This window comes from Streptomyces sp. NPDC096324, assembly GCF_044763015.1.
Taxonomy (GTDB): domain Bacteria; phylum Actinomycetota; class Actinomycetes; order Streptomycetales; family Streptomycetaceae; genus Streptomyces.
Genome location: NZ_JBIWFK010000016.1, coordinates 96,864 through 117,040 on the forward strand (window position 1 = coordinate 96,864; position 20,177 = coordinate 117,040).

General features: G+C 71.0%; 20 protein-coding genes and 1 tRNA gene. 17 read left to right on the plus strand and 4 right to left on the minus strand.

Features of this window, described 5'->3' with window-relative positions; genetic code table 11:
- Nucleotides 1-110 precede the first annotated feature (110 nt).
- The 13 genes from ACIQ7M_RS34230 to ACIQ7M_RS34290 all read left to right on the plus strand — a co-directional run bounded on the left by ACIQ7M_RS34230 (nucleotide 111) and on the right by ACIQ7M_RS34290 (nucleotide 12,534).
- On the plus strand, nucleotides 111-524 hold the full coding sequence (locus ACIQ7M_RS34230; protein WP_095936005.1) for an NADH-quinone oxidoreductase subunit A: 414 nt from the start codon (nucleotides 111-113) through the stop codon (nucleotides 522-524).
- The gene (locus ACIQ7M_RS34235; protein ID WP_403651507.1) at nucleotides 515-1,174 is read left to right on the plus strand and encodes an NADH-quinone oxidoreductase subunit B; all 660 of its coding nucleotides are present in this window, start codon (nucleotides 515-517) and stop codon (nucleotides 1,172-1,174) included. Before ACIQ7M_RS34230 ends, ACIQ7M_RS34235 begins: the two co-directional genes overlap by 10 nt.
- Entirely contained in the window at nucleotides 1,171-2,655 is a 1,485-nt protein-coding gene (locus tag ACIQ7M_RS34240) for an NADH-quinone oxidoreductase subunit C (protein ID WP_403651509.1), read from the plus strand. The genes ACIQ7M_RS34235 and ACIQ7M_RS34240 overlap by 4 nt, the downstream gene beginning before the upstream one ends.
- On the plus strand, nucleotides 2,652-3,620 hold the full coding sequence (locus tag ACIQ7M_RS34245) for a complex I subunit 1 family protein (protein ID WP_355760752.1): 969 nt from the start codon (nucleotides 2,652-2,654) through the stop codon (nucleotides 3,618-3,620). The genes ACIQ7M_RS34240 and ACIQ7M_RS34245 overlap by 4 nt, the downstream gene beginning before the upstream one ends.
- 2 nt (nucleotides 3,621-3,622) lie before the next feature.
- The gene (locus ACIQ7M_RS34250; protein WP_403651511.1) at nucleotides 3,623-4,294 is read left to right on the plus strand and encodes a NuoI/complex I 23 kDa subunit family protein; all 672 of its coding nucleotides are present in this window, start codon (nucleotides 3,623-3,625) and stop codon (nucleotides 4,292-4,294) included.
- A complete protein-coding gene (locus tag ACIQ7M_RS34255; RefSeq protein WP_355760758.1) occupies nucleotides 4,291-4,956 on the plus strand; it encodes an NADH-quinone oxidoreductase subunit J in 666 nt (221 codons plus the stop codon). Before ACIQ7M_RS34250 ends, ACIQ7M_RS34255 begins: the two co-directional genes overlap by 4 nt.
- Complete coding sequence (gene nuoK, locus ACIQ7M_RS34260) at nucleotides 4,956-5,330, plus strand: NADH-quinone oxidoreductase subunit NuoK (RefSeq protein ID WP_355760760.1); 375 nt, start codon at nucleotides 4,956-4,958, stop codon at nucleotides 5,328-5,330. Before ACIQ7M_RS34255 ends, nuoK begins: the two co-directional genes overlap by 1 nt.
- Nucleotides 5,327-7,318, plus strand: coding sequence for an NADH-quinone oxidoreductase subunit L (locus ACIQ7M_RS34265; protein ID WP_403651514.1), 1,992 nt, complete (start codon nucleotides 5,327-5,329; stop codon nucleotides 7,316-7,318). Before nuoK ends, ACIQ7M_RS34265 begins: the two co-directional genes overlap by 4 nt.
- A 6-nt stretch (nucleotides 7,319-7,324) precedes the next feature.
- Complete coding sequence (locus tag ACIQ7M_RS34270) at nucleotides 7,325-8,899, plus strand: NuoM family protein (RefSeq protein ID WP_403651516.1); 1,575 nt, start codon at nucleotides 7,325-7,327, stop codon at nucleotides 8,897-8,899.
- The gene (locus tag ACIQ7M_RS34275; RefSeq protein ID WP_403651518.1) at nucleotides 8,896-10,395 is read left to right on the plus strand and encodes an NADH-quinone oxidoreductase subunit N; all 1,500 of its coding nucleotides are present in this window, start codon (nucleotides 8,896-8,898) and stop codon (nucleotides 10,393-10,395) included. The genes ACIQ7M_RS34270 and ACIQ7M_RS34275 overlap by 4 nt, the downstream gene beginning before the upstream one ends.
- A 209-nt stretch (nucleotides 10,396-10,604) precedes the next feature.
- Complete coding sequence (gene htpX, locus ACIQ7M_RS34280; protein ID WP_403651520.1) at nucleotides 10,605-11,468, plus strand: zinc metalloprotease HtpX; 864 nt, start codon at nucleotides 10,605-10,607, stop codon at nucleotides 11,466-11,468.
- Nucleotides 11,465-11,857 carry a YccF domain-containing protein gene (locus ACIQ7M_RS34285; RefSeq protein ID WP_403651522.1) on the plus strand — a complete coding sequence of 131 codons (393 nt, stop codon included), beginning with the start codon at nucleotides 11,465-11,467 and terminating at the stop codon, nucleotides 11,855-11,857. Before htpX ends, ACIQ7M_RS34285 begins: the two co-directional genes overlap by 4 nt.
- Before the next feature lie 110 nt (nucleotides 11,858-11,967).
- The gene (locus tag ACIQ7M_RS34290) at nucleotides 11,968-12,534 is read left to right on the plus strand and encodes an SMI1/KNR4 family protein (protein WP_403651524.1); all 567 of its coding nucleotides are present in this window, start codon (nucleotides 11,968-11,970) and stop codon (nucleotides 12,532-12,534) included.
- A 111-nt stretch (nucleotides 12,535-12,645) separates the two neighbouring features.
- On the opposite strand, the gene ACIQ7M_RS34295 is transcribed toward ACIQ7M_RS34290, so the two are convergent.
- The gene (locus ACIQ7M_RS34295) at nucleotides 12,646-13,890 is read right to left on the minus strand and encodes an APC family permease (RefSeq protein WP_403651526.1); all 1,245 of its coding nucleotides are present in this window, start codon (nucleotides 13,888-13,890) and stop codon (nucleotides 12,646-12,648) included.
- A 188-nt stretch (nucleotides 13,891-14,078) separates the two neighbouring features.
- Here ACIQ7M_RS34295 and ACIQ7M_RS34300 point away from each other — a divergent pair, with 188 nt between their 5' ends.
- A complete protein-coding gene (locus ACIQ7M_RS34300; protein ID WP_103554853.1) occupies nucleotides 14,079-14,345 on the plus strand; it encodes a GlsB/YeaQ/YmgE family stress response membrane protein in 267 nt (88 codons plus the stop codon).
- Between the two features lie 115 nt (nucleotides 14,346-14,460).
- Here ACIQ7M_RS34300 and ACIQ7M_RS34305 read toward each other — a convergent pair whose 3' ends face one another.
- A complete protein-coding gene (locus ACIQ7M_RS34305) occupies nucleotides 14,461-14,949 on the minus strand; it encodes a YajQ family cyclic di-GMP-binding protein (protein ID WP_355760782.1) in 489 nt (162 codons plus the stop codon).
- A 201-nt stretch (nucleotides 14,950-15,150) separates the two neighbouring features.
- On the opposite strand from ACIQ7M_RS34305, the gene ACIQ7M_RS34310 reads away from it, so the two are divergent.
- Nucleotides 15,151-15,232: transfer RNA gene (locus ACIQ7M_RS34310), tRNA-Tyr, on the plus strand.
- Nucleotides 15,233-16,131: 899 nt separating this feature from the next.
- Entirely contained in the window at nucleotides 16,132-16,344 is a 213-nt protein-coding gene (locus ACIQ7M_RS34315; protein WP_355760785.1) for a hypothetical protein, read from the plus strand.
- Between the two features lie 198 nt (nucleotides 16,345-16,542).
- On the opposite strand, the gene ACIQ7M_RS34320 is transcribed toward ACIQ7M_RS34315, so the two are convergent.
- Nucleotides 16,543-17,199: an SDR family oxidoreductase gene (locus tag ACIQ7M_RS34320; RefSeq protein WP_355760787.1), complete on the minus strand. Its 657-nt coding sequence runs from the start codon at nucleotides 17,197-17,199 to the stop codon at nucleotides 16,543-16,545.
- A 144-nt stretch (nucleotides 17,200-17,343) separates the two neighbouring features.
- Between ACIQ7M_RS34320 and ACIQ7M_RS34325 the strand changes: the two genes are divergently transcribed.
- The gene (locus ACIQ7M_RS34325) at nucleotides 17,344-18,417 is read left to right on the plus strand and encodes a hypothetical protein (protein WP_403651529.1); all 1,074 of its coding nucleotides are present in this window, start codon (nucleotides 17,344-17,346) and stop codon (nucleotides 18,415-18,417) included.
- Nucleotides 18,418-18,448: 31 nt separating this feature from the next.
- Here the strand turns inward: ACIQ7M_RS34325 and ACIQ7M_RS34330 are convergent, their stop codons facing one another.
- A complete protein-coding gene (locus ACIQ7M_RS34330; protein WP_403651531.1) occupies nucleotides 18,449-19,711 on the minus strand; it encodes an amidohydrolase family protein in 1,263 nt (420 codons plus the stop codon).
- Between the last annotated feature and the right edge of the window lie 466 nt (nucleotides 19,712-20,177).

The following is a 20,177-nucleotide window of genomic DNA, read 5'->3' on the forward strand; positions in this document are numbered from 1 at the left end:
CTTTAGCAGGCCCTAGACTCCCGTCCGTACAGATCGTCGAACATGGCGCATCACAGAGTGCGCGACGGCGCACGACGGGGCGCAACGAGGTCAGGGAGTGAGGGGCTGACGTGCCGGAACCGACCGTTGTCACGGCGACCGGGGCCGTCGTCGCGGCGGACTACTTCCAGTCCTACTCGGTCGTCGGGCTGCTCGCCGTCGTCGGCGTGCTGTTCGTCGCCGTCGCCTTCGGAGCGGGCCGCCTGCTGCGGCCCGTCGTACCGACCCCCGAGAAACTCCTGACGTACGAGTGCGGCGTCGACCCCGTCGGCGAGGGCTGGGCCCACACCCAGGTCCGCTACTACGTGTACGCCTTCCTCTACGTCATCTTCGCCGTCGACTCGATCTTCCTCTTCCCCTGGGCCACGGTCTTCGCCGCTCCCGGCTACGGTGCCGCGACGCTCGTCGAGATGTTCATCTTCCTCGGCTTCCTGGCCGTGGGCCTGCTGTACGCATACAAGAAGGGCGTCCTGACATGGACGTGACCCCGTCCGCCCCGGAGCAGCCCGCGCCGGCCCCGGTGTCGCTGCCCGAGCCGAAGCGGCTCGGCGCGCTCGCCCGCCTCGCCCCCGAGCCCATGAAGGTGGTCCTGAACTGGGGCCGCCGCTACTCGCTCTGGGTCTTCAACTTCGGCCTCGCCTGCTGCGCGATCGAGTTCATCGCCGCGTCGATGGCCCGCCACGACTTCATCCGCCTCGGCGTGATCCCGTTCGCGCCGGGCCCCCGCCAGGCCGACCTGATGGTCGTGTCGGGCACGGTCACGGACAAGATGGCGCCCGCCGTCAAGCGCCTGTACGAGCAGATGCCCGAGCCGAAGTACGTCATCTCCTTCGGCGCCTGCTCCAACTGCGGCGGCCCGTACTGGGACTCCTACTCCGTCACCAAGGGCGTCGACCAGATCATCCCCGTCGACGTCTACGTCCCCGGGTGCCCGCCCCGCCCCGAGGCACTGCTCCAGGGCATCCTCAAGCTCCAGGAGAAGATCGCCCGGGAATCGCTGGGGGAGCGCTACGGATCCGACGCCGCGCGCCCCTCCGCCGCCGCGCTCCAGAGCGGCCTGGTGAAGCCACCGACCCCGTCCGTGACGACCGTCCCGGACGCGGATCCGGCCGCCCCCGGTGAGGAGGACCGATGACCGTCGGCTGGCTTCCCGGCCCCGCCGAGGAACTCTTCGGCCCCGACGCCACGGCCGAGGAGTCGTACGAGGTCCTGACGGTCGACGTGCCGCCGGCCTCCTGGATCACGGCCCTGGAGACGGCCCGTGACACCCTCGGCTGCACCTACTTCGACTGGCTGAGCGCCGTCGACGAACCCGGCACGGGCTTCCGCGTCTCGGCCCACGTCGTCGCCCTGTCCCCGCTGCACCGCCTCCTCGTCCGTACGACCGTCCCGCACACCGCCCCGGCGCTCCCGTCGGCGGTCTCCGTCTACGCGGGTGCCGCCTGGCACGAGCGCGAGACGCACGAGATGTTCGGCGTGACGTTCGAGGGGCACCCCGGCCTCGACCCCCTGCTGCTCCCGGAGGGCTTCGAAGGACACCCCCTCCGCAAGGACTTCGTCCTGGCCGCCCGCGTCGCCAAGGCCTGGCCCGGCGCGAAGGAGCCCGGCGAGTCCGAGCACGGCGGCCCCAAGCGCCGTCAGATGCTGCCGCCCGGCGTGCCCGACCCCAACGAGTGGGGCCCTCTCAAGGGCCAGCTCCCCCCGGCCCCGTCCCGCCCGGCCCGCGGCGCCGCCCGCCCCGCCGGCGACCGCCCGGTCCGCAGGACCCGCACGGCGGCGGAGGGCTCGGCCGGCCAGACACCGGCCGCCCCTGCCACCACGGCGACTCCGGCCACAGGTCCGGCCGCGGAGACCCCGGTCGCGGGTGCCGCGGGATCGGACGGCGCGTCCGCCGCCGCGGGTGCCGCCTCCGGTGCCGGTGCCGAGGCCGCGCGCCCCGCACGCCGATCGCGCAGCGCGAGCCAGGGCTCAGCCAGCCAGCGAACCGAGCAGCCGCCGTCTCCGGCCTCGACGCCCACCTCCGAGCCGTCGGCTGCCTCGCAGACGCCGACCGGGAACGAGCCGTCGCCGGCGGCGGGAGCCGCCTCTCCGTCGGAACCGGCGACCGCGCCGACGGGAACCGCGGCTGCCACGGAGCCGGCGTCCGAAACGGCCGCTCCGGCGGGCGCCTCAGGGGCAGCCGAGCCCGACTCGGCGGCGAGGCCCGCCAGAAGGCCTGCCGCCCCGCGCAGCTCCGACGCTCCCTGGCACCAGCCGAAGCCCGCGTTCGACGACACGGAACCAGAACCGGACCGGCCGGAGCACCAGCCGAAGGCGAAGCCCGAGCCCGAAGCGACGCCCGAGCCCGAGGCACAGGACCAGGCCGAGCCCGCCCCGACCTCCGAGGCGAAGCCCGAACCGACCTCCGAACCGGCGCCCGAACCGGAGTCCCCGCCGCAGGCCGAACCCGAGCCCGCGGCGCAGCCGGTGTCCGAACCTGGGACGGCGTCCGAGCAGCCCGACGCGGATTCCGGGTCGGATTCCGCCGACTCGGGGGCGACGCCCGCCCCGGGATCGAACCCCGACCCCAGCCCCGAAAACCCCAGCCCCGAAGACCCCTCCGGAGGTACGCGGTGAACGACGCTCTCGACGTCGCCCTACGCCTCCTCGTCGTCTTCGTCGTGTTCCTGACGTTCCCCCTGATCGTCGGCCAGACCGAGCACAAGGTGATGGCCCACATGCAGGGCCGCCTCGGCCCGATGTACGCGGGCGGCTTCCACGGCTGGGCCCAGCTCGTCGCGGACGGCGTGAAGTTCGCGCAGAAGGAGGACATCGTCCCCACGGGCGCGGACCGGCGTATCTTCCAGCTCGCCCCCGCGGTGGCCCTGCTCCCGTACCTCCTGGTCCTCCTCGCCATCCCGATCGGCCCGGGCGAGGGCGCGGTCGGCGAGGTCGTCGACGCGGGAATCTTCTTCGTCCTCGCCGTCATGGGCGTGGGCGTCCTCGGCTCGCTCATGGCGGGCTGGGCGTCGGCCAACAAGTTCTCCCTTCTCGGCGGCCTGCGCACCGCCGCCCAGCTCCTCGCGTACGAGCTCCCGATGCTCCTGACCGCGGCCTCGGTCGCGATGGCGGCGGGCACGGTCTCGCTCCCCGGCATCGTCGACGCCTTCCAGTGGTGGTGGCTGCCCTGGCAGATCGTCGGCGCGATCGTGTTCTTCGTCGCCGGCCTCGCCGAACTCCAACGGCCCCCCTTCGACATGCCCGTGGCCGACTCCGAGATCATTTTCGGCGCGTACACCGAGTACACGGGCCTGCGTTTCGCCCTGTTCCTGCTCGCCGAGTACGCCGGGATCGTCGTCCTGTGCGGTCTGACCACCGTCCTCTTCCTGGGCGGCTGGCACGGCCCCTGGGGCGCCGACGGCCTCGGCTGGGTCTGGACCCTCCTGAAGGCCGCGATCCTCGCCTTCGTCGTCATCTGGCTCCGCGTCACCTATCCCCGTCTGCGCGAGGACCAGCTCCAGAAGCTCTCCTGGACCCTCCTCGTCCCTCTGTCCCTCGCCCAGATCGCCCTCACCGGCATCGTCAAGGTGGTGATCGCGTAACCATGGCCCCCATTCCTGGCTCCGGCCTCGCCAAGGGCCTGGCCGTCACCCTCCGCACGATGACGAAGAAGACCGTCACCGCGCAGTACCCGGACGTCCAGCCCGAACTCCCGCCCCGCACCCGTGGAGTCATCGCCCTCTTCGAGGAGAACTGCACGGTCTGCATGCTGTGCGCCCGCGAGTGCCCGGACTGGTGCATCTACATCGACTCCCACAAGGAGACCGTCCCCGCCGCCGTCCCGGGCGGCCGCGAGCGCAGCCGCAACGTCCTCGACCGCTTCGCCATCGACTTCTCCCTGTGCATGTACTGCGGTATCTGCATCGAGGTCTGTCCTTTCGACGCGCTGTTCTGGACTCCGGAGTTCGAGTACGCGGAGACCGACATCCACGAACTCACCCACGAACGCGACAAGCTCCGCGAGTGGATGTGGACCGTCCCCGCCCCGCCCGCCCTCGACCCCGGCGCCGAGGAGCCCAAGGAGATCGCGGCCGCCCGCAAGACCGCCGACAAACTCGCGGCCGAACAGGCGGCCCAGGCCGAAGCCGAACAGTCGGCCGAGGCCGAACGATCGGCCGAGGCGGCTCAGCCGACGCAGCCAGCCCGGGCCGAGGACGCCGGGCAGCCGGAGCCCCCGGCCACGCCCCCCTCGGGCCCGCAGGAGGGACAGTCGTGACCTTCGCAGCAGCCACGGCCACGGCGGCCCACGCGGCCACCACCGTCGCCGCCGATCACCACGGCTTCCTCTCCCCGACCGGTGTCGAGATCGCCTTCCTCCTCGTCGGCCTGCTCACCTTCGGCGCCGCGCTCGTCACCGTCACCACCAAGCAACTCGTGCACGCCGCACTGTGGCTGGTGGTCGCCCTCGGCGGCCTCGCCGTCGAGTACCTCCTGCTGACGGCCGAGTTCATCGCCTGGGTGCAGGTCCTCATCTACGTCGGTTCCGTCGTCGTCCTCCTGCTGTTCGGTCTGATGCTCACCAGGGCCCCGATCGGCCGCTCCCCGGACGCCGACTCCGGCAACCGCTGGGCAGCCCTGGCCGTCGCCGTCGCCTCGGCCGGCACCCTGGTCTGGGTCGTCGTCGACGCGTTCCGCACGACCTGGGTCGATCTGAACGGTGCCGCCGCCGGCTCAACCGAGGTCACCGGAGCGAGCCTCTTCCAGAACTGGGTCCTCCCCTTCGAAGCGCTGTCCGTCCTCCTCCTCGCCGCCCTGGTCGGCGCGATCGTCCTCTCCCGCAAGGCGAAGGCGGACACCGCCGCGGCGACCACGTCGGCCGCCGGCCCGCGCGTCCCCGGAAGCCGCGACGGCAAGCAGGACAAGGAAGGTGTCCGCTGATGCACCTCGCCTATCCCGCCGTGCTCGCCGCCCTCCTGTTCTGCACGGGCCTGTACGGAGTCATGGCCCGCCGCAACGCGATCCTGGTCCTGATGTCGGTCGAGCTGATGCTCAACGCCGTCAACCTGAACCTCGTCGCCTTCGACGTCTGGCTCTCCAAGGCCGCCCGCGACACCCTGCACTCCGGCCAGGCCCTGACCCTGTTCACCATCGCCATCGCCGCGGCCGAGATCGGCATCGGTCTGGCGATCGTCCTCGCCGTGTACCGCAACCGCGGCACCTCGGACATCGACAAGCTCCGCGACACCGCCGAGGGCCACGGCCCCGACGACCCCGACGCCCCCGCGGCCGAGAAGGCTGAGGCCACCGCGTGACCACGACCACCCTCGCCGTCCTCGTCCCCCTCCTTCCGTTCCTCGGTGCCGTCGCCGGACTCCTCCTCGGCCGCACGGCCCCGGGCTTCGTCCGCCCGCTCGCGGTCCTGCCCGTCCTCGCCTCGCTCGCCCTCGCGGTGACGGTCGCGGTCGACCAGGGCGGCGGCCTGGCCATCAACTCGCACACCGAACTCACCCCGACCGGCTCGGTCCCCATCGAACTGGGCCTGCACATCGACGGCTTCGCCGCCCTCGTCGCCGTACTCGTCGGCGTCGTCGCCACCTGCGTGCAGATCTACTCGACGGGCTACCTGCGCGACGACCCGCGCTACCCCTCGTACGCCGCCCTCGTCTCCCTGTTCACCTCCGCGATGCTGCTCGTCGTCTACTCCGGCGACCTGATGGTGCTGCTGGTCGGCTGGGAGATCATGGGCATCTGCTCGTACTTCCTGGTCGGCCACTACTGGGAGACCCCGGAAGCCCGTGCCGCCTCGCTCAAGGCCTTCCTGGTCACCAAGCTCGGCGACGTCCCCTTCCTCATCGGTCTGTTCGCGCTGGCCACCGACGCCGGCTCGTTCCGGATCACCACGGTCCTGGGCACCGTGGCGAGCGGCGGGCTGCACCACCCGACCGTCGTCGCCCTGCTGCTCCTCGCGGGCGTGGCGGGCAAGTCGGCCCTGTTCCCGCTGCACACCTGGCTGCCCGACGCGATGGCGGGCCCCACACCCGTCTCCGCGCTGATCCACGCCGCGACGATGGTCGCCGCCGGCATCTACTTCGTCGCGCGTCTCCTCCCCGTCTTCCAGGCCTCCGCGGCCGCGATGATCGTCCTCGCCGTCATGGCCGGCGTCACGATGGTCGGTTCGGGACTCGCGGCACTCGCCCAGGACGACATCAAGCGGGTCCTCGCCTACTCGACGATCGGTCAGCTCGGCTACATGGCCGGTGCCCTCGCCGTCGGCGACCGCGGTGCCGCCGTCTTCCACCTCCTCGCGCACGGCGCCTTCAAGGCGCTGCTGTTCCTCGCCGCCGGCGTGATCATCCACGCCTCCGGCACCAACTCGCTGGCGGCCATGTCCCGCATGAAGGACCTGCGCCTCCGCGTCCCCGACGCCTTCTGGACGATGACCGTGGCGCTGCTCGCGCTCGCCGCGATCCCTCCGTTCAGCGGCTTCTTCTCCAAGGAGGCCGTCCTCGGCGCCGCCGAGCACGTCGCCACCGGTCACACAGAGCAGGCTCCCGGTGCTTCGGGCTGGATCGTCCTGATCACCGGCCTGGTCACCGCCGTCCTCACCGCGGCGTACGCGACCCGGCTGTGGCTGCTGGCCTTCCGCGGTCACGGAGCCGAGGCCCCCGACCACGGCAGCCAGCCGGTCACCATGACGGCCGTACTGTGGGTGCTCGCCATCCCCTCGCTCGCGTTCGGTCTCGCGTTCGGCCCGCTGCCCGACTGGTTCGACGGCCGCGACCTGACGCCGGTCCTCACCACCTCGGTGCTCGGCACGGGACTCGCCCTGGTCGGCGGGATCGTCACCTACGGAGCCTGGCGGCACACCACCGCCCTGGCGACCCGCGTCCCCCTGGGCGCGGTCGCGGCCCACCCGGACGCAGACGCCGGACACGTCGAGGCCGAGGCCATCGCCTCCCACGAACCCGTCTACGGAGACGTCGCCAAGGCGCCCGACCCGGCGGACCCGGGCCGGCTGCTGCTCGGCCCGCTGCACCGCCACGCGGCCGTCGGCTTCCACCTCGACACCGTGTACTCGGTGCTGTTCGTCCGCCCGGTCCAGGCCGGAGCCACGCTCGTCCGGTTCCTCGACCGCGAGGTCGTCGACACCTACGTACGCGGCGCGGGCGCCCTACCCCGCTGGCTCGGCACCGCCGTACGGCGTGCGCAGACCGGCAATGTGCAGACCTATGTGAGCGCGCTGCTCGCCGGCACCGTCGTCCTGGTGGTCGCCGCCCTCCTCGTCGCCACGGGAGCGTGAGCAGGCGTGATCGATATCAGTGAATCCGTGATGCAGATTCTTCTCGCGTTGATCGTCGTCGGCCCGCTCATCGGGGCCGCCGCCGCCCTTCTCCCGGCCCCGCCGGGGCTGAAGGGGAAGTCGCCCGAACAGGCGGTGCTGCGGCACGGCGTGACCGTCACGGGCGTGGTCCTCATCGCCGCGATCGTCCTCGCGCTCGGCTTCGACCACGACCACCCGTCGAGGATGCAGGCCACGACGGACATCAGCTGGATCCCCGCACTCGACGTGCGGATCCACCTCGGCGTCGACGGCATTTCCCTCCCCCTTCTGGTCCTGACCGCGCTGCTGACCTTCCTCTGCGCGCTGTACTCCTACTTCAAGATGCCCGCGGGCCCGACCCCGAAGGCGTTCGTCGCACTGCTGCTCGTCCTCGAGTCCGGCACCCTCGCGACCTTCGCCGTCCTCGATCTGCTGCTGTTCTTCCTCGCGTTCGAGACGGTGCTCATCCCGATGTACTTCCTCATCGCACGGTGGGGAGGCGCCCAGCGCCAGGCCGCGGCCTGGAAGTTCATCCTCTTCACCCTGCTCGGTTCGGTCGTCATGCTGCTGGGCCTGCTCCTGATCGGAATCAAGGCGGGCACATTCGACATGGTGGCACTCGCCACTGACAACGGCCGGTCGCTGAGCACATCCGTGCAGGTCACCGCCGTTCTGGCGATCGGTATCGGGCTCGCGGTCAAGACGCCGATGTGGCCGCTGCACAGCTGGCTGCCCGACGCCCACACCGCCGCCCCGACCGTCGGCTCTGTCCTGCTGGCCGGCGTCATGCTGAAGATGGGCACGTACGGGTTCGTCCGGATCCTGCTGCCCATCACACCGGACGGCTTCCGCACCTTCGCCCCCTACCTCGCAGCGTTCGCCGTGGTCGGGATCATCTACGGTTCCCTGGCCTGCCTGGCCCTCGCCAAGCAGGGCGCGAAGGGCGACCTCAAGCGGCTCATCGCCTACTCCTCCGTCGGCCACATGGGCTTCGTCCTGCTCGGCATCTCGACCATGACCCCGACCGGCGTGAACGGCGCGCTGTTCGCCAACATCGCCCACGGCCTCATCACCGGCCTCCTCTTCTTCCTCGTCGGAGCGCTGAAGGACCGCACGGGCACCAGCGACCTCGACAGCCTCGCCGAGGAGTCCGGCGCCGCGCTGTACGGCAAGGCACCGCGCCTCGGCGGCCTGCTGGCCTTCGCCGCCGTGGCCTCGCTCGGACTGCCGGGCCTCGCCGGGTTCTGGGGCGAGATGCTGGCGCTGTTCGGCGCGTTCGAGCCCGCCTCCGGCCTCAGCCGCCCCGCCTATCTGACCTTCATGACGATCGCCGCGTTCGGCACGCTGCTCACCGCCGCGTACATGCTCGTCGTCGTCCGCCGCGTCTGCATGGGCGCGCCACCGCACGAGTCGCCGAAGCTCACCGACGTCCAGACCTATGAGTTCGCCGCCTGGACACCGCTCGTCGCCCTCACCGTCGTCGCCGGTCTGTGGCCCCGGGCCCTGCTCGGCCTGACCGACCCGGCCGTCCAGCAGCTCCTCGCAGGAGGCACCCGATGAGTTCCCTGGTCCAGTCCGTCGACTGGCTCGCCATCGCGCCGCCCACGCTCGCGGCGGTCGTCGGACTCGTCGTCCTCGTCGCCGATCTCTTCATCGGCGAAGCGCGGAAGGCCGTACTCGGCTGGACGTCCGTCGCGGGCCTCGCGGCGTCGGCGCTGTTGCTGCTGCCCCTGCGGAACGGCGACCGGGCCACGTTCTGCCTGACGGGTGCCACCGACACCTGCAGCTACGTGGCGGACCGCTTCACCCTGGTGATCCAGCTCCTGGTTCTCGGCGGCGCGCTCCTCGTCGCCCTGCTGTCGGTCACCGCGCTGAAGGACGCCGACAGGGAACTCTCCGAGGGGGAGTACTGGTTCCTGCTGCTCTCCTCGGCCGCCGGTGCCGCCCTGCTGCCCGCCTCCCGCGACCTCGCGACCCTCATCGTCGCGCTGGAGGTCGCCTCGCTGCCCGCCTTCGCGCTCGTCGGCATCAAGCGCGGCGACAGGAAGTCCTCGGAAGCGGCCCTGAAGTTCTTCCTGTCCTCCGTCACCGCGACCGCGGTCAGCCTGATGGGCGTCAGCTTCGTCTACGCGACGACGGGCACCCTTTATCTCACCCGGATCGCGGACGGGATCCAGCACGTCGACGGGCAGTTCCACACCCTCGCCCAGACAGGTGTCGTCCTCACCCTTGTCGGCTTCGCCTTCAAGACGGCCGCCGTGCCCTTCCACTTCTGGGTGCCCGACACCTACGTGGGCGCGCCCCTGCCGATCGCCGCGTACCTGTCGGTCGTCGGCAAGGCGGTCGGCTTCTCCGGGCTCATCCTCGTCACCGTCGTCGCCTTCCCCTCGTACACGGACGTCTGGGGTCCGGCGCTGGCGGCCCTCGCGGCCCTCACCATGACGGTGGGGAACGTCGGCGCCCTGCGGCAGCGGTCCACGCGCGCGTACAGCGCGGTGCGGCTGCTCGCCTGGTCCTCCGTCGGCCAGGCCGGCTACCTCCTGGTCCCGATCGCGGCCGCCGCCTACTCCAAGGACGCCCAGCAGGCCATCGGCTCCACGGTCGCGTACGCCCTCATGTACGCCGCCGTGAACCTCGGCGCCTTCGCCGTGGCCGCGCTGGTGGCCCGCCGGAGCCCCCTGAACCGTGTCAGCGACTACCGCGGCCTGTACGCCGAGAGCCCGCTCTCCGCGCTGGTCCTCGGCTTCTTCCTGCTCTGCCTCGCCGGTCTGCCGCCGGGCATCATCGGCCTCTTCGCCAAGGTGACCGTCTTCTCGGCCGCCGTCGACGCGGGGCTCGGCTGGCTGGCCGTCGTCATGGCCGTCAACGTGGTGATCGCGCTCTTCTACTACCTCCAGTGGACCGCACTGCTCTTCCGCGCTCCCGAAGGCGAGCCGGGCACACACCGCGCTCCGGTCCCGCTCACCGCGGCCATCGCCCTGACGGCCGTCCTCGGCGTCGTCCTGTCCGGGGCACCCCAGCTCATCCTCCGCTTCTCGGAGACCGCGCTCTTCTGAAGCACCACTCCCTGAGAGCCTCTTCACGAGGCACGCGCCCGCGTGAACGGGCGTCCGGATCACCCGGACGGCCCACGCTCCAGCCAGTGCGCACAAGGGAACTAGTGCCTCCCGTCTGGCGTTGACCTGTACGGGAGGGTCCACTGAAGAGTGGAAGCAGAGCAGCAGCAAGCAAAGGGTTCCCCCGCCGCACGACTTGGAGGGCTACCGTGCACCGCCGGCACAATGGGCTCAGGACAGCCGTACTTCTCGGGGGACTGTCCGCACTCATCATCGTCATCGGCAGCTTCTTCGGGCGCACAGGCCTGATCGTCGCGCTGTTCATCGCGATCGGCACGAACGCGTACGCGTACTGGAACAGCGACAAACTGGCTCTACGCGCGATGCGCGCCCGCCCGGTGAGCGAGTTCGAGGCTCCGGCCCTGTACCACATGGTCCGCGATCTCTCGACGCAGGCCCGTCAGCCCATGCCGCGCCTGTACATCTCACCGACGGAGGCACCGAACGCCTTCGCCACGGGCCGCAACCCGCGCAACGCGGCCGTGTGCTGCACCGAGGGGATCCTGCGCATCCTGGACGAGCGCGAACTGCGCGGTGTCATCGGCCACGAGCTCAGTCACGTCTACAACCGCGACATCCTGATCTCGTCCGTGGCCGGCGCCCTCGCTTCCGTGATCATGTTCCTGGTCAATTTCGCCTGGCTGATCCCCGTCGGCCGGTCCAACGACGACGACGGCCCCGGCATCCTCGGACTGCTTCTGGTCATGATCCTGGGCCCGATCGCCGCCTCCCTCATCCAGCTCGCCATCAGCCGCTCCAGGGAGTACGAGGCGGACGCGTCCGGTGCCCAGCTCACCGGCGACCCCCTCGCCCTCGCGAGCGCGCTGCGCAAACTCGACGCGGGCACGAAGCAGCTCCCGCTGCCTCCCGAGCCGCGCATCGAGACCGCGAGCCACATGATGATCGCTAACCCCTTCCGCCCGGGACAGGGAATGTCAAAGATGTTCTCTACGCATCCGCCGATGGCGGAGCGCATCGCCCGGCTCGAGCAGATGGCAGGTCGGCAGCAGTGAAGACAATTCTGAACGTCATTTGGCTCATCCTGAGCGGCTTCTGGCTGTTCCTCGGGTACCTCGCCGCAGGCCTCATCCTGTGCATCACGATCATCGGAATCCCGTTCGGCATCGCGGCGTTCCGTATCGGCATCTACGCGCTGTGGCCCTTCGGCTATACGACCGTGGAGCGCCACGACGCCGGCGCCCCGTCCTGCATCGGCAACGTCCTGTGGCTCGTCCTCGCGGGCTGGTGGCTCGCGCTGGCCCATGTCGTCACGGGCATCGCCATGTGCATCACGATCATCGGCATCCCCTTCGGCATCGCCAACTTCAAGCTCATCCCGATCTCGCTGTTCCCGCTGGGACGCGAAATCGTGCGCACGGACGAGCCGTTCGCCGGGCGTTAGCCGTACGGGAGCACGTGCCGCACTCCTCGCGGAGACGGGGTCGATCCCGTCTCGCGTGAGGGTTTTCCACAGGCTCCCCGATTGTCCGTGGCGCGCTGCATCATGAATCCATGACCGAAATCGAGCAGTTGCTGGCACGGGTCGCCACGGAGGCCCGCAACACCCGCCCGTGGGGCTGGCCTTCGCTCCCCGCGCCCGTGGGCCCGGCCGAGGTCGCCCGTGCCGAGGCCGTCCTCGGCTTCCCTCTGCCCGCACTGCTCGCCGCTCTCTATCTCCGGATAGGGGACGGCGGATTCGGTCCGGAATACGGTCTGTTGCCCCTGCTCGACGGTCAGCCGTCGGGTGAACCGGCGGCTGTTCCGCAGTACCTCGCCAGCCGCGAGAGCGGCCGCAAGGACCCCGAATGGCCATGGCCCGAGGGTGTCCTGCCCATATCCCACTGGGGCTGCGGAATGTACGCGTGCGTGGACTGCCAGAGCCCCGACGGCACGGTCCTTCTCTTCGAGCCGAACGCCGACCGAGCCGACCACGCCTGGTACGTGGACGCGCCCGACCTCGCGTCCTGGCTGCTCGCGTGGCTGGAGGGAACGGGCTGGTACGAGGAGTCCAACGACGGCGCGGACCTCCCGCTCTGGCCCGACTTCCCCCAACGCGCGACGGCGACCCGGGCTTCCTGACCCCTGATCGCCCCCTGGTCGCCGGATGCGCCCGAGACGGCGACCACCGCCCACCCGCCCCGCACGGCATCTCACCGCACGCGTTGATCCACAGGGCATCACGGGACAGCGTCAGCGCGAAGCCGCCCCCATCCGTACGCCGTACGCGGCCGCCCCCACCGCCAGGACGGCCGCTCCGACGACCACCGAAACCCCCGGCAGGGCGAAGGCCAGCGTGACGCAGCCGAGGAGGCCCAGCGCCGGCACGACGCGCGATGCCGGTTCCGGACTCAGCGTCCACGCGGAGGCGTTGGCGATCGCGTAGTACGCCAGCACGCCGAAGGAGGAGAAACCGATCGCGCCGCGCACGTCCAGCGTCGCGGCCAGCACGGCGACCACCGCGCCGACCGCCAGTTCCGCCCGGTGGGGGACCTGGAAGCGCGGATGGACGGCGGCCAGGGCGTGCGGCAGATGACGGTCGCGGGCCATGGCCAGCGTGGTCCGCGAGACACCCAGGATCAGAGCGAGAAGAGAGCCGAGCGCGGCCACGGCGGCCCCCACCCGCACGATCGGCACGAGCCCCGGCAGTCCGGCCGCGCGTACGGCGTCCGCCAGCGGCGCGGCGGCAAGCCCCAGCCCGTCCGTTCCGAGCACCGAGACGACGGAGACAGTGACCGCCGCGTACACCGCGAGCGCGATGCCCAGAGCCAACGGGATCGCGCGCGGAATGGTGCGTGCCGGATCGCGTACCTCCTCGCCGAGGGTGGCGATCCGCGCGTACCCGGCGAAAGCGAAGAAGAGCAGCCCGGCGGCCTGGAGCACCCCGACCGCGCCGGACGACAGACCGATGCCCAGCCGCCCGGCATCGACGGCGTCGGATCCGAGACACCCCACCACCACGGAAGCGAGGACCGCCAGGACCACCGCCACGATCACCCGCGTCAGCCAGGCCGACTTCTGCATGCCGCCGTAGTTCACGGCGGTCAGCGCCACCACCGCGGCGACCGCCACCGCGTGCGCCTGCGAGGGCCAGACGTAAGCGCCCACGGTGAGTGCCATCGCCGCGCAGGAGGCCGTCTTGCCGACGATGAACGACCAGCCCGCCAGATATCCCCAGAAGGCTCCGAGCCGCTCGCGCCCGTAGACGTACGTGCCGCCGGACGCGGGGTACAGGGCGGCCAGCCGGGCCGAGGACATCGCGTTGCAGTAGGCGACGACCGCGGCGACGGCGAGACCGAGCAGGAGCCCGGATCCGGCTGCCCGCGCGGCCGGGCCGAGCGCGGCGAAGATGCCCGCGCCGATCATCGAGCCGAGCCCGATGACCACGGCGTCACCGACTCCCAGCGTGCGGCGCAATACGGGACGGGGTGGCGTCATAGGCCGCACCCTACTGATCACCGCAACCGGCGGGAGCCACGGCGACGTCCTGTTCATCGGCACGGCACCGAGACGGCATTCGGTACTCGTGACCGAACCGCAGACGGACAGCGCGGACAGGGCCCGCACGGAGCGGATCCACAGGACCGCGACAGCGTGAGTACAGAACGGAAGGGCAGGCTCAGAACATGGGCATCATCAGCTGGATCATTCTGGGGCTGCTGGCAGGCGCCATCGCCAAGTTCCTGCTGCCGGGGCGCGACCCGGGAGGCTTCGTCGGAACGACCGTCATCGGCGTCGTGGGGGCGTTCGTCGGCGGCTGGATATCAGCCCGCTGGCTGGACCACCCCGTCAGCAAGCACTTCTACGACGGCGCCACCTGGGTCGCGGCCATCGGCGGCTCGCTCGTACTGCTGATCCTCTACCGCATCCTGTTCGGCGACTCGCGCCGCTGAGCCAGCGTCGCCGGGACCGCGGCCGGCAGACGAGAAGGGTGGACACCCCGGGTGCCCACCCTTCCTCGTACCGCCGGCCACGCCTGCGGCCACCTCATGGCGCCTGCCAGGGGTTCTACCGGTAGTTCACGAACTGCAGGGCGAAGTCGAAGTCCTTGCCCTTGAGGAGGGCCTGAACGGCCTGCAGGTCGTCGCGGCTCTTCGAGCTGACGCGCAGCTCGTCGCCCTGCACCTGGGCCTTCACAGCCTTGGGGCCCTCGTCGCGGATGATCTTCGCCACCTTCTTGGCGTTCTCCTGGGAGATGCCCTCCTCGATCGTCGCGAAGATCTTGTACTCCTTGCCGGAGAGCTGGGGCTCACCGGCGTCCAGGGACTTCAGCGAGATGCCACGCTTGATCAGCTTGGTCTCGAACACGTCGAGGATGGCCTTCACCCGCTCCTCGGTGTTCGCCTCCATGAGGATCTTCTCGCCGGACCAGGAGATGGAGGCGCCGACGTTCTTGAAGTCGTAGCGCTGCGAGATCTCCTTGGCGGCCTGGTTGAGGGCGTTGTCGACCTCCTGCCGCTCGACCTTCGAGACGATGTCGAAACTGGAGTCGGCCATGTCCTGTGGCTCCTTGTATCGGGGTGCGTAGGGGCGGCTGCCGAGCCCGGCGTAGGCCTCGGGCCGCATCCGCATAAGCCTAGCCACCCCCCTCCCCCCGAGCGTCGATCAATTGGGTGGCGAAGCATCCCCGAGCATCAGGTATCGTTTACGTCGTTGCCAGGGAGCACCGCGAGAGCGAGGCTCAAGGACAACAACCCCGGCGGTGTGCCCGAGCGGCCAAAGGGAGCAGACTGTAAATCTGCCGGCTAAGCCTACCCAGGTTCGAACCCTGGCGCCGCCACATGTAGGTGAACCCCCTCCGATCTGCGGAAACGTGGATCGGAGGGGGTTTCTCTTTGTTTGAGTGCGTATGGCGCGTCCGCGGCGGTGCCGCCCCGGGGCCCGCGCGATCCACAGAGGCCGCTGCGGGGTGTGCGGTCCGGGTCCAGTTCGGCTCAGGTCCGGTGGAGGGCGCCTCAGTGGTCGCCTCCCTCTCGATTCGCGGGGAGTCGAGGGCGGGTGATGTGACCCCATGTCATTCGACGGGTTCGCGTGCTTACTTGCTCTGGGTTTCCTTCGGTCCGGCCGTGGCATCGCCCGCCCCTGCGTGGCTCGGTCTGCGGGCGGGTGAATAATTGGCGGGCGCGCTCGGCGCTATGCAGAAACGCAAGAAAAGCCTTCTGGGACAGGTGCGGATCTTTGTGAGGGGTTCCGTGGTCAGGTCGACGTGGGGCGCATTCAGAGGGTCCGCGGGGGCAGGGGTGCTGTCGCTGCGGTCAAGGCGGCCCTCGATACCTATCCTTGCGTCTCGCTTGTGATGGCCAAGCGCCATGTGCATGAACTGCCTTTGTGAGGAGCGGAGTTGAGGTGGGAGCGCTGGCGGCGGGCAGGCGTCCACGGCCACGCGGGCGCGGGTGAGATCGGTCTGGCCCGCCGGTTCGGTGCCGGGTCGGCGAGCGGGTCGGCTGCTCTCCGTCCCACTCTCTTCTCTTCTGCTTTTACGTGTCCAATTTCTCGCGGGCGTGTTCTGTTCTAGATTCTCTCGGGAATAGGAAATAGAGAATGGTGAATAGAGAATGGCGAATTAGGGGAGTTTGTTTGCGGTGGAAGGTCTGCCCTGCGGTCGGTGGAGTTCAGCGGCCGCGCGGTGGTCCGCGACCGGCGGGGCGGAGGTCGTGGGCCGCGGGGCACACTGATCACATGTCATCGCGTCGCAGGAACTGCCCCGAGTGCCGTCGGGAGATCGCCGTCGTCGCGGGGCGGTTCGCCCGGCACGATCCGCCCGGCGCACGGGGGACCGGGGAACTGGTCTCGTGCGCCGGTTCGCGCCGGGAGGCGTTCATCGGGGCGGCGCAGCCCACGCTGGACGGGTACGCCCTTCCCGACTTCCCCGGCCAGCTCCCCCTGTTCTGAGCAGCCCCCGAAGACCTGCCCCGAAGCGAGTCCCGCTGATTCGGTCCCGAAGAACCGCCCCCGAAGCGAGCCCCGCCGAGTCGGTCCCGAAGCGCCGGGCCCACCGAGCCGGTTCCGAAGAGCAGCGCTCACGAGTCGGTCCCGAAGAGCCGGGCCGGGCCCATCAAGGCGACCCCCGAAGACCGCGCCCGCGCGTGCCTAGTTGCCCGCCACCGCCTTCACCGCCACCGAGATCGGTGTCGAGCCGCTGATGGCTTCCAGGACCAGGCCGGTGGTGGCCGGGGTGTCGACCAGTTCGGCGAGGACCGCGGCGACGTCGTCGCGGGGGATCATGCCGCGGCCGGTCGAGGCCTCCAGGCGCACGAGCCCGGTTCCGGCGTCGTCGATCAGGCCGCCGGGGCGCAGGATCGTCCAGTCCAGGCCCGTACGGCCGCGTACGTATTCGTCGGCCTCGCCCTTGGCGCGCAGGTAGGCGTCGAAGATGTCGTCACCCGTGTGGGCCGGGTCCGCGCCCATGGAGGAGACGACCACGTGCCGACGTACGCCCGCGCGCTCGGCGGCGTCGGCGAACAGGATCGCGGCGCCCTTGTCCACCGTCTGCTTGCGGTCCGCGCCGCTGCCAGGTCCGGCGCCCGCCGCGAAGACGGCCGCGTCCGCGCCCTGCAGATGCGCGGCGACCTCCTCCACCGAAGCCGATTCCAGATCGCACAGGACGGGCTCGGCGCCGGCCGCCCGTAGATCGTCCCCTTGTTCGGCACGGCGGATGATCCCCGCTACCTCGTCCCCGCGCGCGGAGAGCAGCCGCTCCAGCCGCAGCGCGATCTGACCATGACCACCAGCGATGACAATGCGCATGTTTCCGACCGTACGCCCGGATGACCGCGTTCGCCGCACAACCCTGTGGACAACTCATGCGTCACATGGGTGATCACTGTGAACGCGTGGGTGATCGCCGCGAGAACGCGTCAGAACGAGTGAACACGCGAACGAAGGAACGCCGTGCGGACCTGTACGGCGTTGCAAGAGGAGACCATCATCACCGCCATACGCAAGACCGCCACCGCGGTCGGCTGCACCGCTGTCCTTCTCACCGCGGCGGCCGCCTGCGGCACGGTCCAGAACCTCACGGCCGGGCAGAAGGTGGACCACGCCGTCTCCCGGATCGGCGAACAGAAGTCGCTCGCCTTCCAGTTGGACCTGGACGCCGACGCGGCCGCGATCGACACCCTCGCGGGCGAGGACGGTGCCGACGAGTCCCTCCCGCCGGAGTTCGCCGAGTTCGTCAGCGGCCTGCGCGTCGACGTCTCCGTCAAGTCCAGGAAGGCGCTGGCGGATTCGGGCGAGAAGGACCTCGTCGGTACGAGCATGAGGATCACGGGCACCGGCGGTGTCCTGGTCGAGTACCGGATCATCGGCGACTTCATGTACTACCGCACCGACATAAAGGCCGTCGGCCGGGCGATGGGCGTTCCCATGCCCACGGCCGACGATCTCCCCCCGAGCCAGAAGGAGCTGAAGAAGGTCCTCGAAGGCGACTGGGTGAAGGTGAACACCAAGGAGCTGGAGCGGGCGGGGAAGGCCGCCGGAGGTGCCTCGAAGGGGGCTGCCGGTGGCGGGGAGGTCGACGCGAAGACCCAGAAGAAGGTTCTCGACGCCGTGCGCGGTGTCATCGGCCGCAAGGTCACGTTCCGGACCAAGGGCGGCGCCGACGGGGTCGAGCACGTCATCGCCACGGGCAACGTCCGCGACCTGCTCACCGCCGTCTTCGACAAGCTCCGTCCGCTGCAGGGCGACCTTCCGGCGGGCGCGGAACTCCCCACCGCCAAGGACCTCAAGGACGCGCCGAACAGGAAGGCCGCCGTCGACTTCACCCTGAAGAACGGCGATCTCCGGCAGATCAGGGTCGACCTGGCCGTCCTCGCCGACAGCCCGCAGAAGGCCGAGCTGCCCCTCGTCCTGAAGTTCTCCAAGGCGGGTGACGTCAGCGCGCCGGCCGGAGCCACCGAGATCCCCGTCGACGAGGTCCCCGGTTCCAGCCCGCTGGGAACCGCCTTCCTGGGCGGCGGGTTCTAGCCAGGGGGCGGGTCGCCGGGCGCCAGAAGCCTCAGAACCCCGGCGAGGACGGCTCTTCCCGTCCTTGCCGGGGCAGTTCGAGACCGGAGTCGGCCGCCGAGTCGCAGTACTCCCGTACCGCGCTGGTACGTGCCACCACGCGTCCCCGGTGGATCACGATGCGGCTGTACGAGAGGGACAGCACTCCCGCCAGACCGTCCCCGCGGACGGCGAGCAACTCGGCCGGGAACCCCGCCTCCACGCGCACCTCGGGCAGCCCGAGGACGGCTCTGGCGGCACAACTCACCGTGCCGTACGCCTCCTCGGGGTGCAGCCCGTACCGGGAGGCGAGCAAGTACGCGGCCTCCAGCGGGTCTCCGCGTCCCACCGGGTTGGACACGTCACGCAGGGCGCCGCCGCCCGCCGCGACCCGCACTCCGGCCGCGCGCAGGAGTCGTACGGGAGCCGTGCCGCGCCCGTCGGCCGAGCCGCAGCCGCCCTGCGGCAGACACACCACAGTCACTCCGGCGGCGGCGAGTTGGTCCGCGGCGCGGGCGGCCACGTCGGAGGGCAGCCGGCCGAGCCCGCCGCACGGGCCGAGGGTCACGCCGGGCCGCAGCCCGCCCGCCATCGCGGCGAGCCGGGCCAGTCGGGCGGGATCGGCGGCGTCCGTGTGCAGATCGACCGGACAGCCGTGCTCGGAGGCGAGTTCCAGGACGGCCTCGACGTAGCCCGTCGGATCGGGGTCGGCGTCCGGGCAGCCGCCCACCACGGAGGCGCCCATCTTCAGGGCGTCCCGCAGCATCGCGAGCCCGTCGGCGCCGGCCGCCCCGGTCAGCACCCGCGGCATCGCGGCCGTCGTCAGCTCGGCGAGCCCCCGCAGCGACCGCCGTACCTCGAGCACCGCCGCCAGCGCGTCCAGCCCCTGCACGTCACCGACGCGCACATGGGACCGCAACGCCGTGGCCCCATGTCCGAGTTGCAGCAGGGCCGCCTCGGTGGCCCGGCGCCGGATCGCCAGGTCGTCGTACGCGAGCGGTCCGTCGCCGTCGGCCGTCAGGGCGGTGTCGCTGTGCGCGTGGGCCTCGACGGGGGCCGGCAGGAGGAGGTAGCCGTCGAGGTCCACCCGTGCGGCGCGAGCCCTCGAGGCACCCGCCGCCAGGCTTCCCGCGGTGCCGACCGCCTCGATACGGCCGCCGCCGAGCCGTACGTCCACGGTCCGGCCGTCCGTGAGCCGTGCCCCGCACAGCAGGAGAGCGGCCGGGTCGGTCTGTCCCGAGGGGGAGTGGGGCGGCTGCTGCTGACTGTCGGGCATCGCGCTCCTGTGGCTCGGGGGCGGCTGCGGAGGGACGACTGCGGAGCGTGGGGACACAAGATCACGCAGCGTGAGTCGAGCCTAGGGCGGCGATCCGTCGACGTCAGGGAGGAGCGCAATAGTCGTACCGGCGTGGTCCGCTGACCGGCCGAGACCGGCCTCCTTCGGGAGCGGTCCGAAACGGGCCGCCTGGTGACCGGTTCGGGGTCGACCGTCCCGTCGGCGACTCGCGCTCTCCAGGCCGACCGGCTCAGGACCGGCCGCCCGGTGACCGGCTCACGGCCGGCCGGGGCGCGCCCGGCGCCCCGGTCGTCGACCCGCCGTTCCGCGCGCCTTTCCGGCGCCCGCCGTCGGACCCGGTACGCGTCCGCTCCCGCGCAGGTCACCGCCCGGCCCGGCGCGGGGTCCGTGCCCCGGACGGCCCGAACGCCGTCACCCCCTGTGATCCAGGAGTCCCGAGGGGCGC

Excerpts from the sequence above, each read along its gene's own strand:
- ACIQ7M_RS34295 (WP_403651526.1), bottom strand. The coding sequence starts at position 13,890 with ATGACGCCACCCCGTCCCGTATTGCGCCGCACGCTGGGAGTCGGTGAC.
- ACIQ7M_RS34240 (WP_403651509.1), top strand. The coding sequence starts at position 1,171 with ATGACCGTCGGCTGGCTTCCCGGCCCCGCCGAGGAACTCTTCGGCCCC.
- ACIQ7M_RS34305 (WP_355760782.1), bottom strand. The coding sequence starts at position 14,949 with ATGGCCGACTCCAGTTTCGACATCGTCTCGAAGGTCGAGCGGCAGGAG.
- ACIQ7M_RS34320 (WP_355760787.1), bottom strand. The coding sequence starts at position 17,199 with ATGCGCATTGTCATCGCTGGTGGTCATGGTCAGATCGCGCTGCGGCTG.
- ACIQ7M_RS34330 (WP_403651531.1), bottom strand. The coding sequence starts at position 19,711 with ATGCCCGACAGTCAGCAGCAGCCGCCCCACTCCCCCTCGGGACAGACC.
- ACIQ7M_RS34315 (WP_355760785.1), top strand. The coding sequence starts at position 16,132 with ATGTCATCGCGTCGCAGGAACTGCCCCGAGTGCCGTCGGGAGATCGCC.
- ACIQ7M_RS34250 (WP_403651511.1), top strand. The coding sequence starts at position 3,623 with ATGGCCCCCATTCCTGGCTCCGGCCTCGCCAAGGGCCTGGCCGTCACC.
- ACIQ7M_RS34290 (WP_403651524.1), top strand. The coding sequence starts at position 11,968 with ATGACCGAAATCGAGCAGTTGCTGGCACGGGTCGCCACGGAGGCCCGC.
- ACIQ7M_RS34275 (WP_403651518.1), top strand. The coding sequence starts at position 8,896 with ATGAGTTCCCTGGTCCAGTCCGTCGACTGGCTCGCCATCGCGCCGCCC.
- ACIQ7M_RS34235 (WP_403651507.1), top strand. The coding sequence starts at position 515 with ATGGACGTGACCCCGTCCGCCCCGGAGCAGCCCGCGCCGGCCCCGGTG.
- ACIQ7M_RS34300 (WP_103554853.1), top strand. The coding sequence starts at position 14,079 with ATGGGCATCATCAGCTGGATCATTCTGGGGCTGCTGGCAGGCGCCATC.
- nuoK (WP_355760760.1), top strand. The coding sequence starts at position 4,956 with ATGCACCTCGCCTATCCCGCCGTGCTCGCCGCCCTCCTGTTCTGCACG.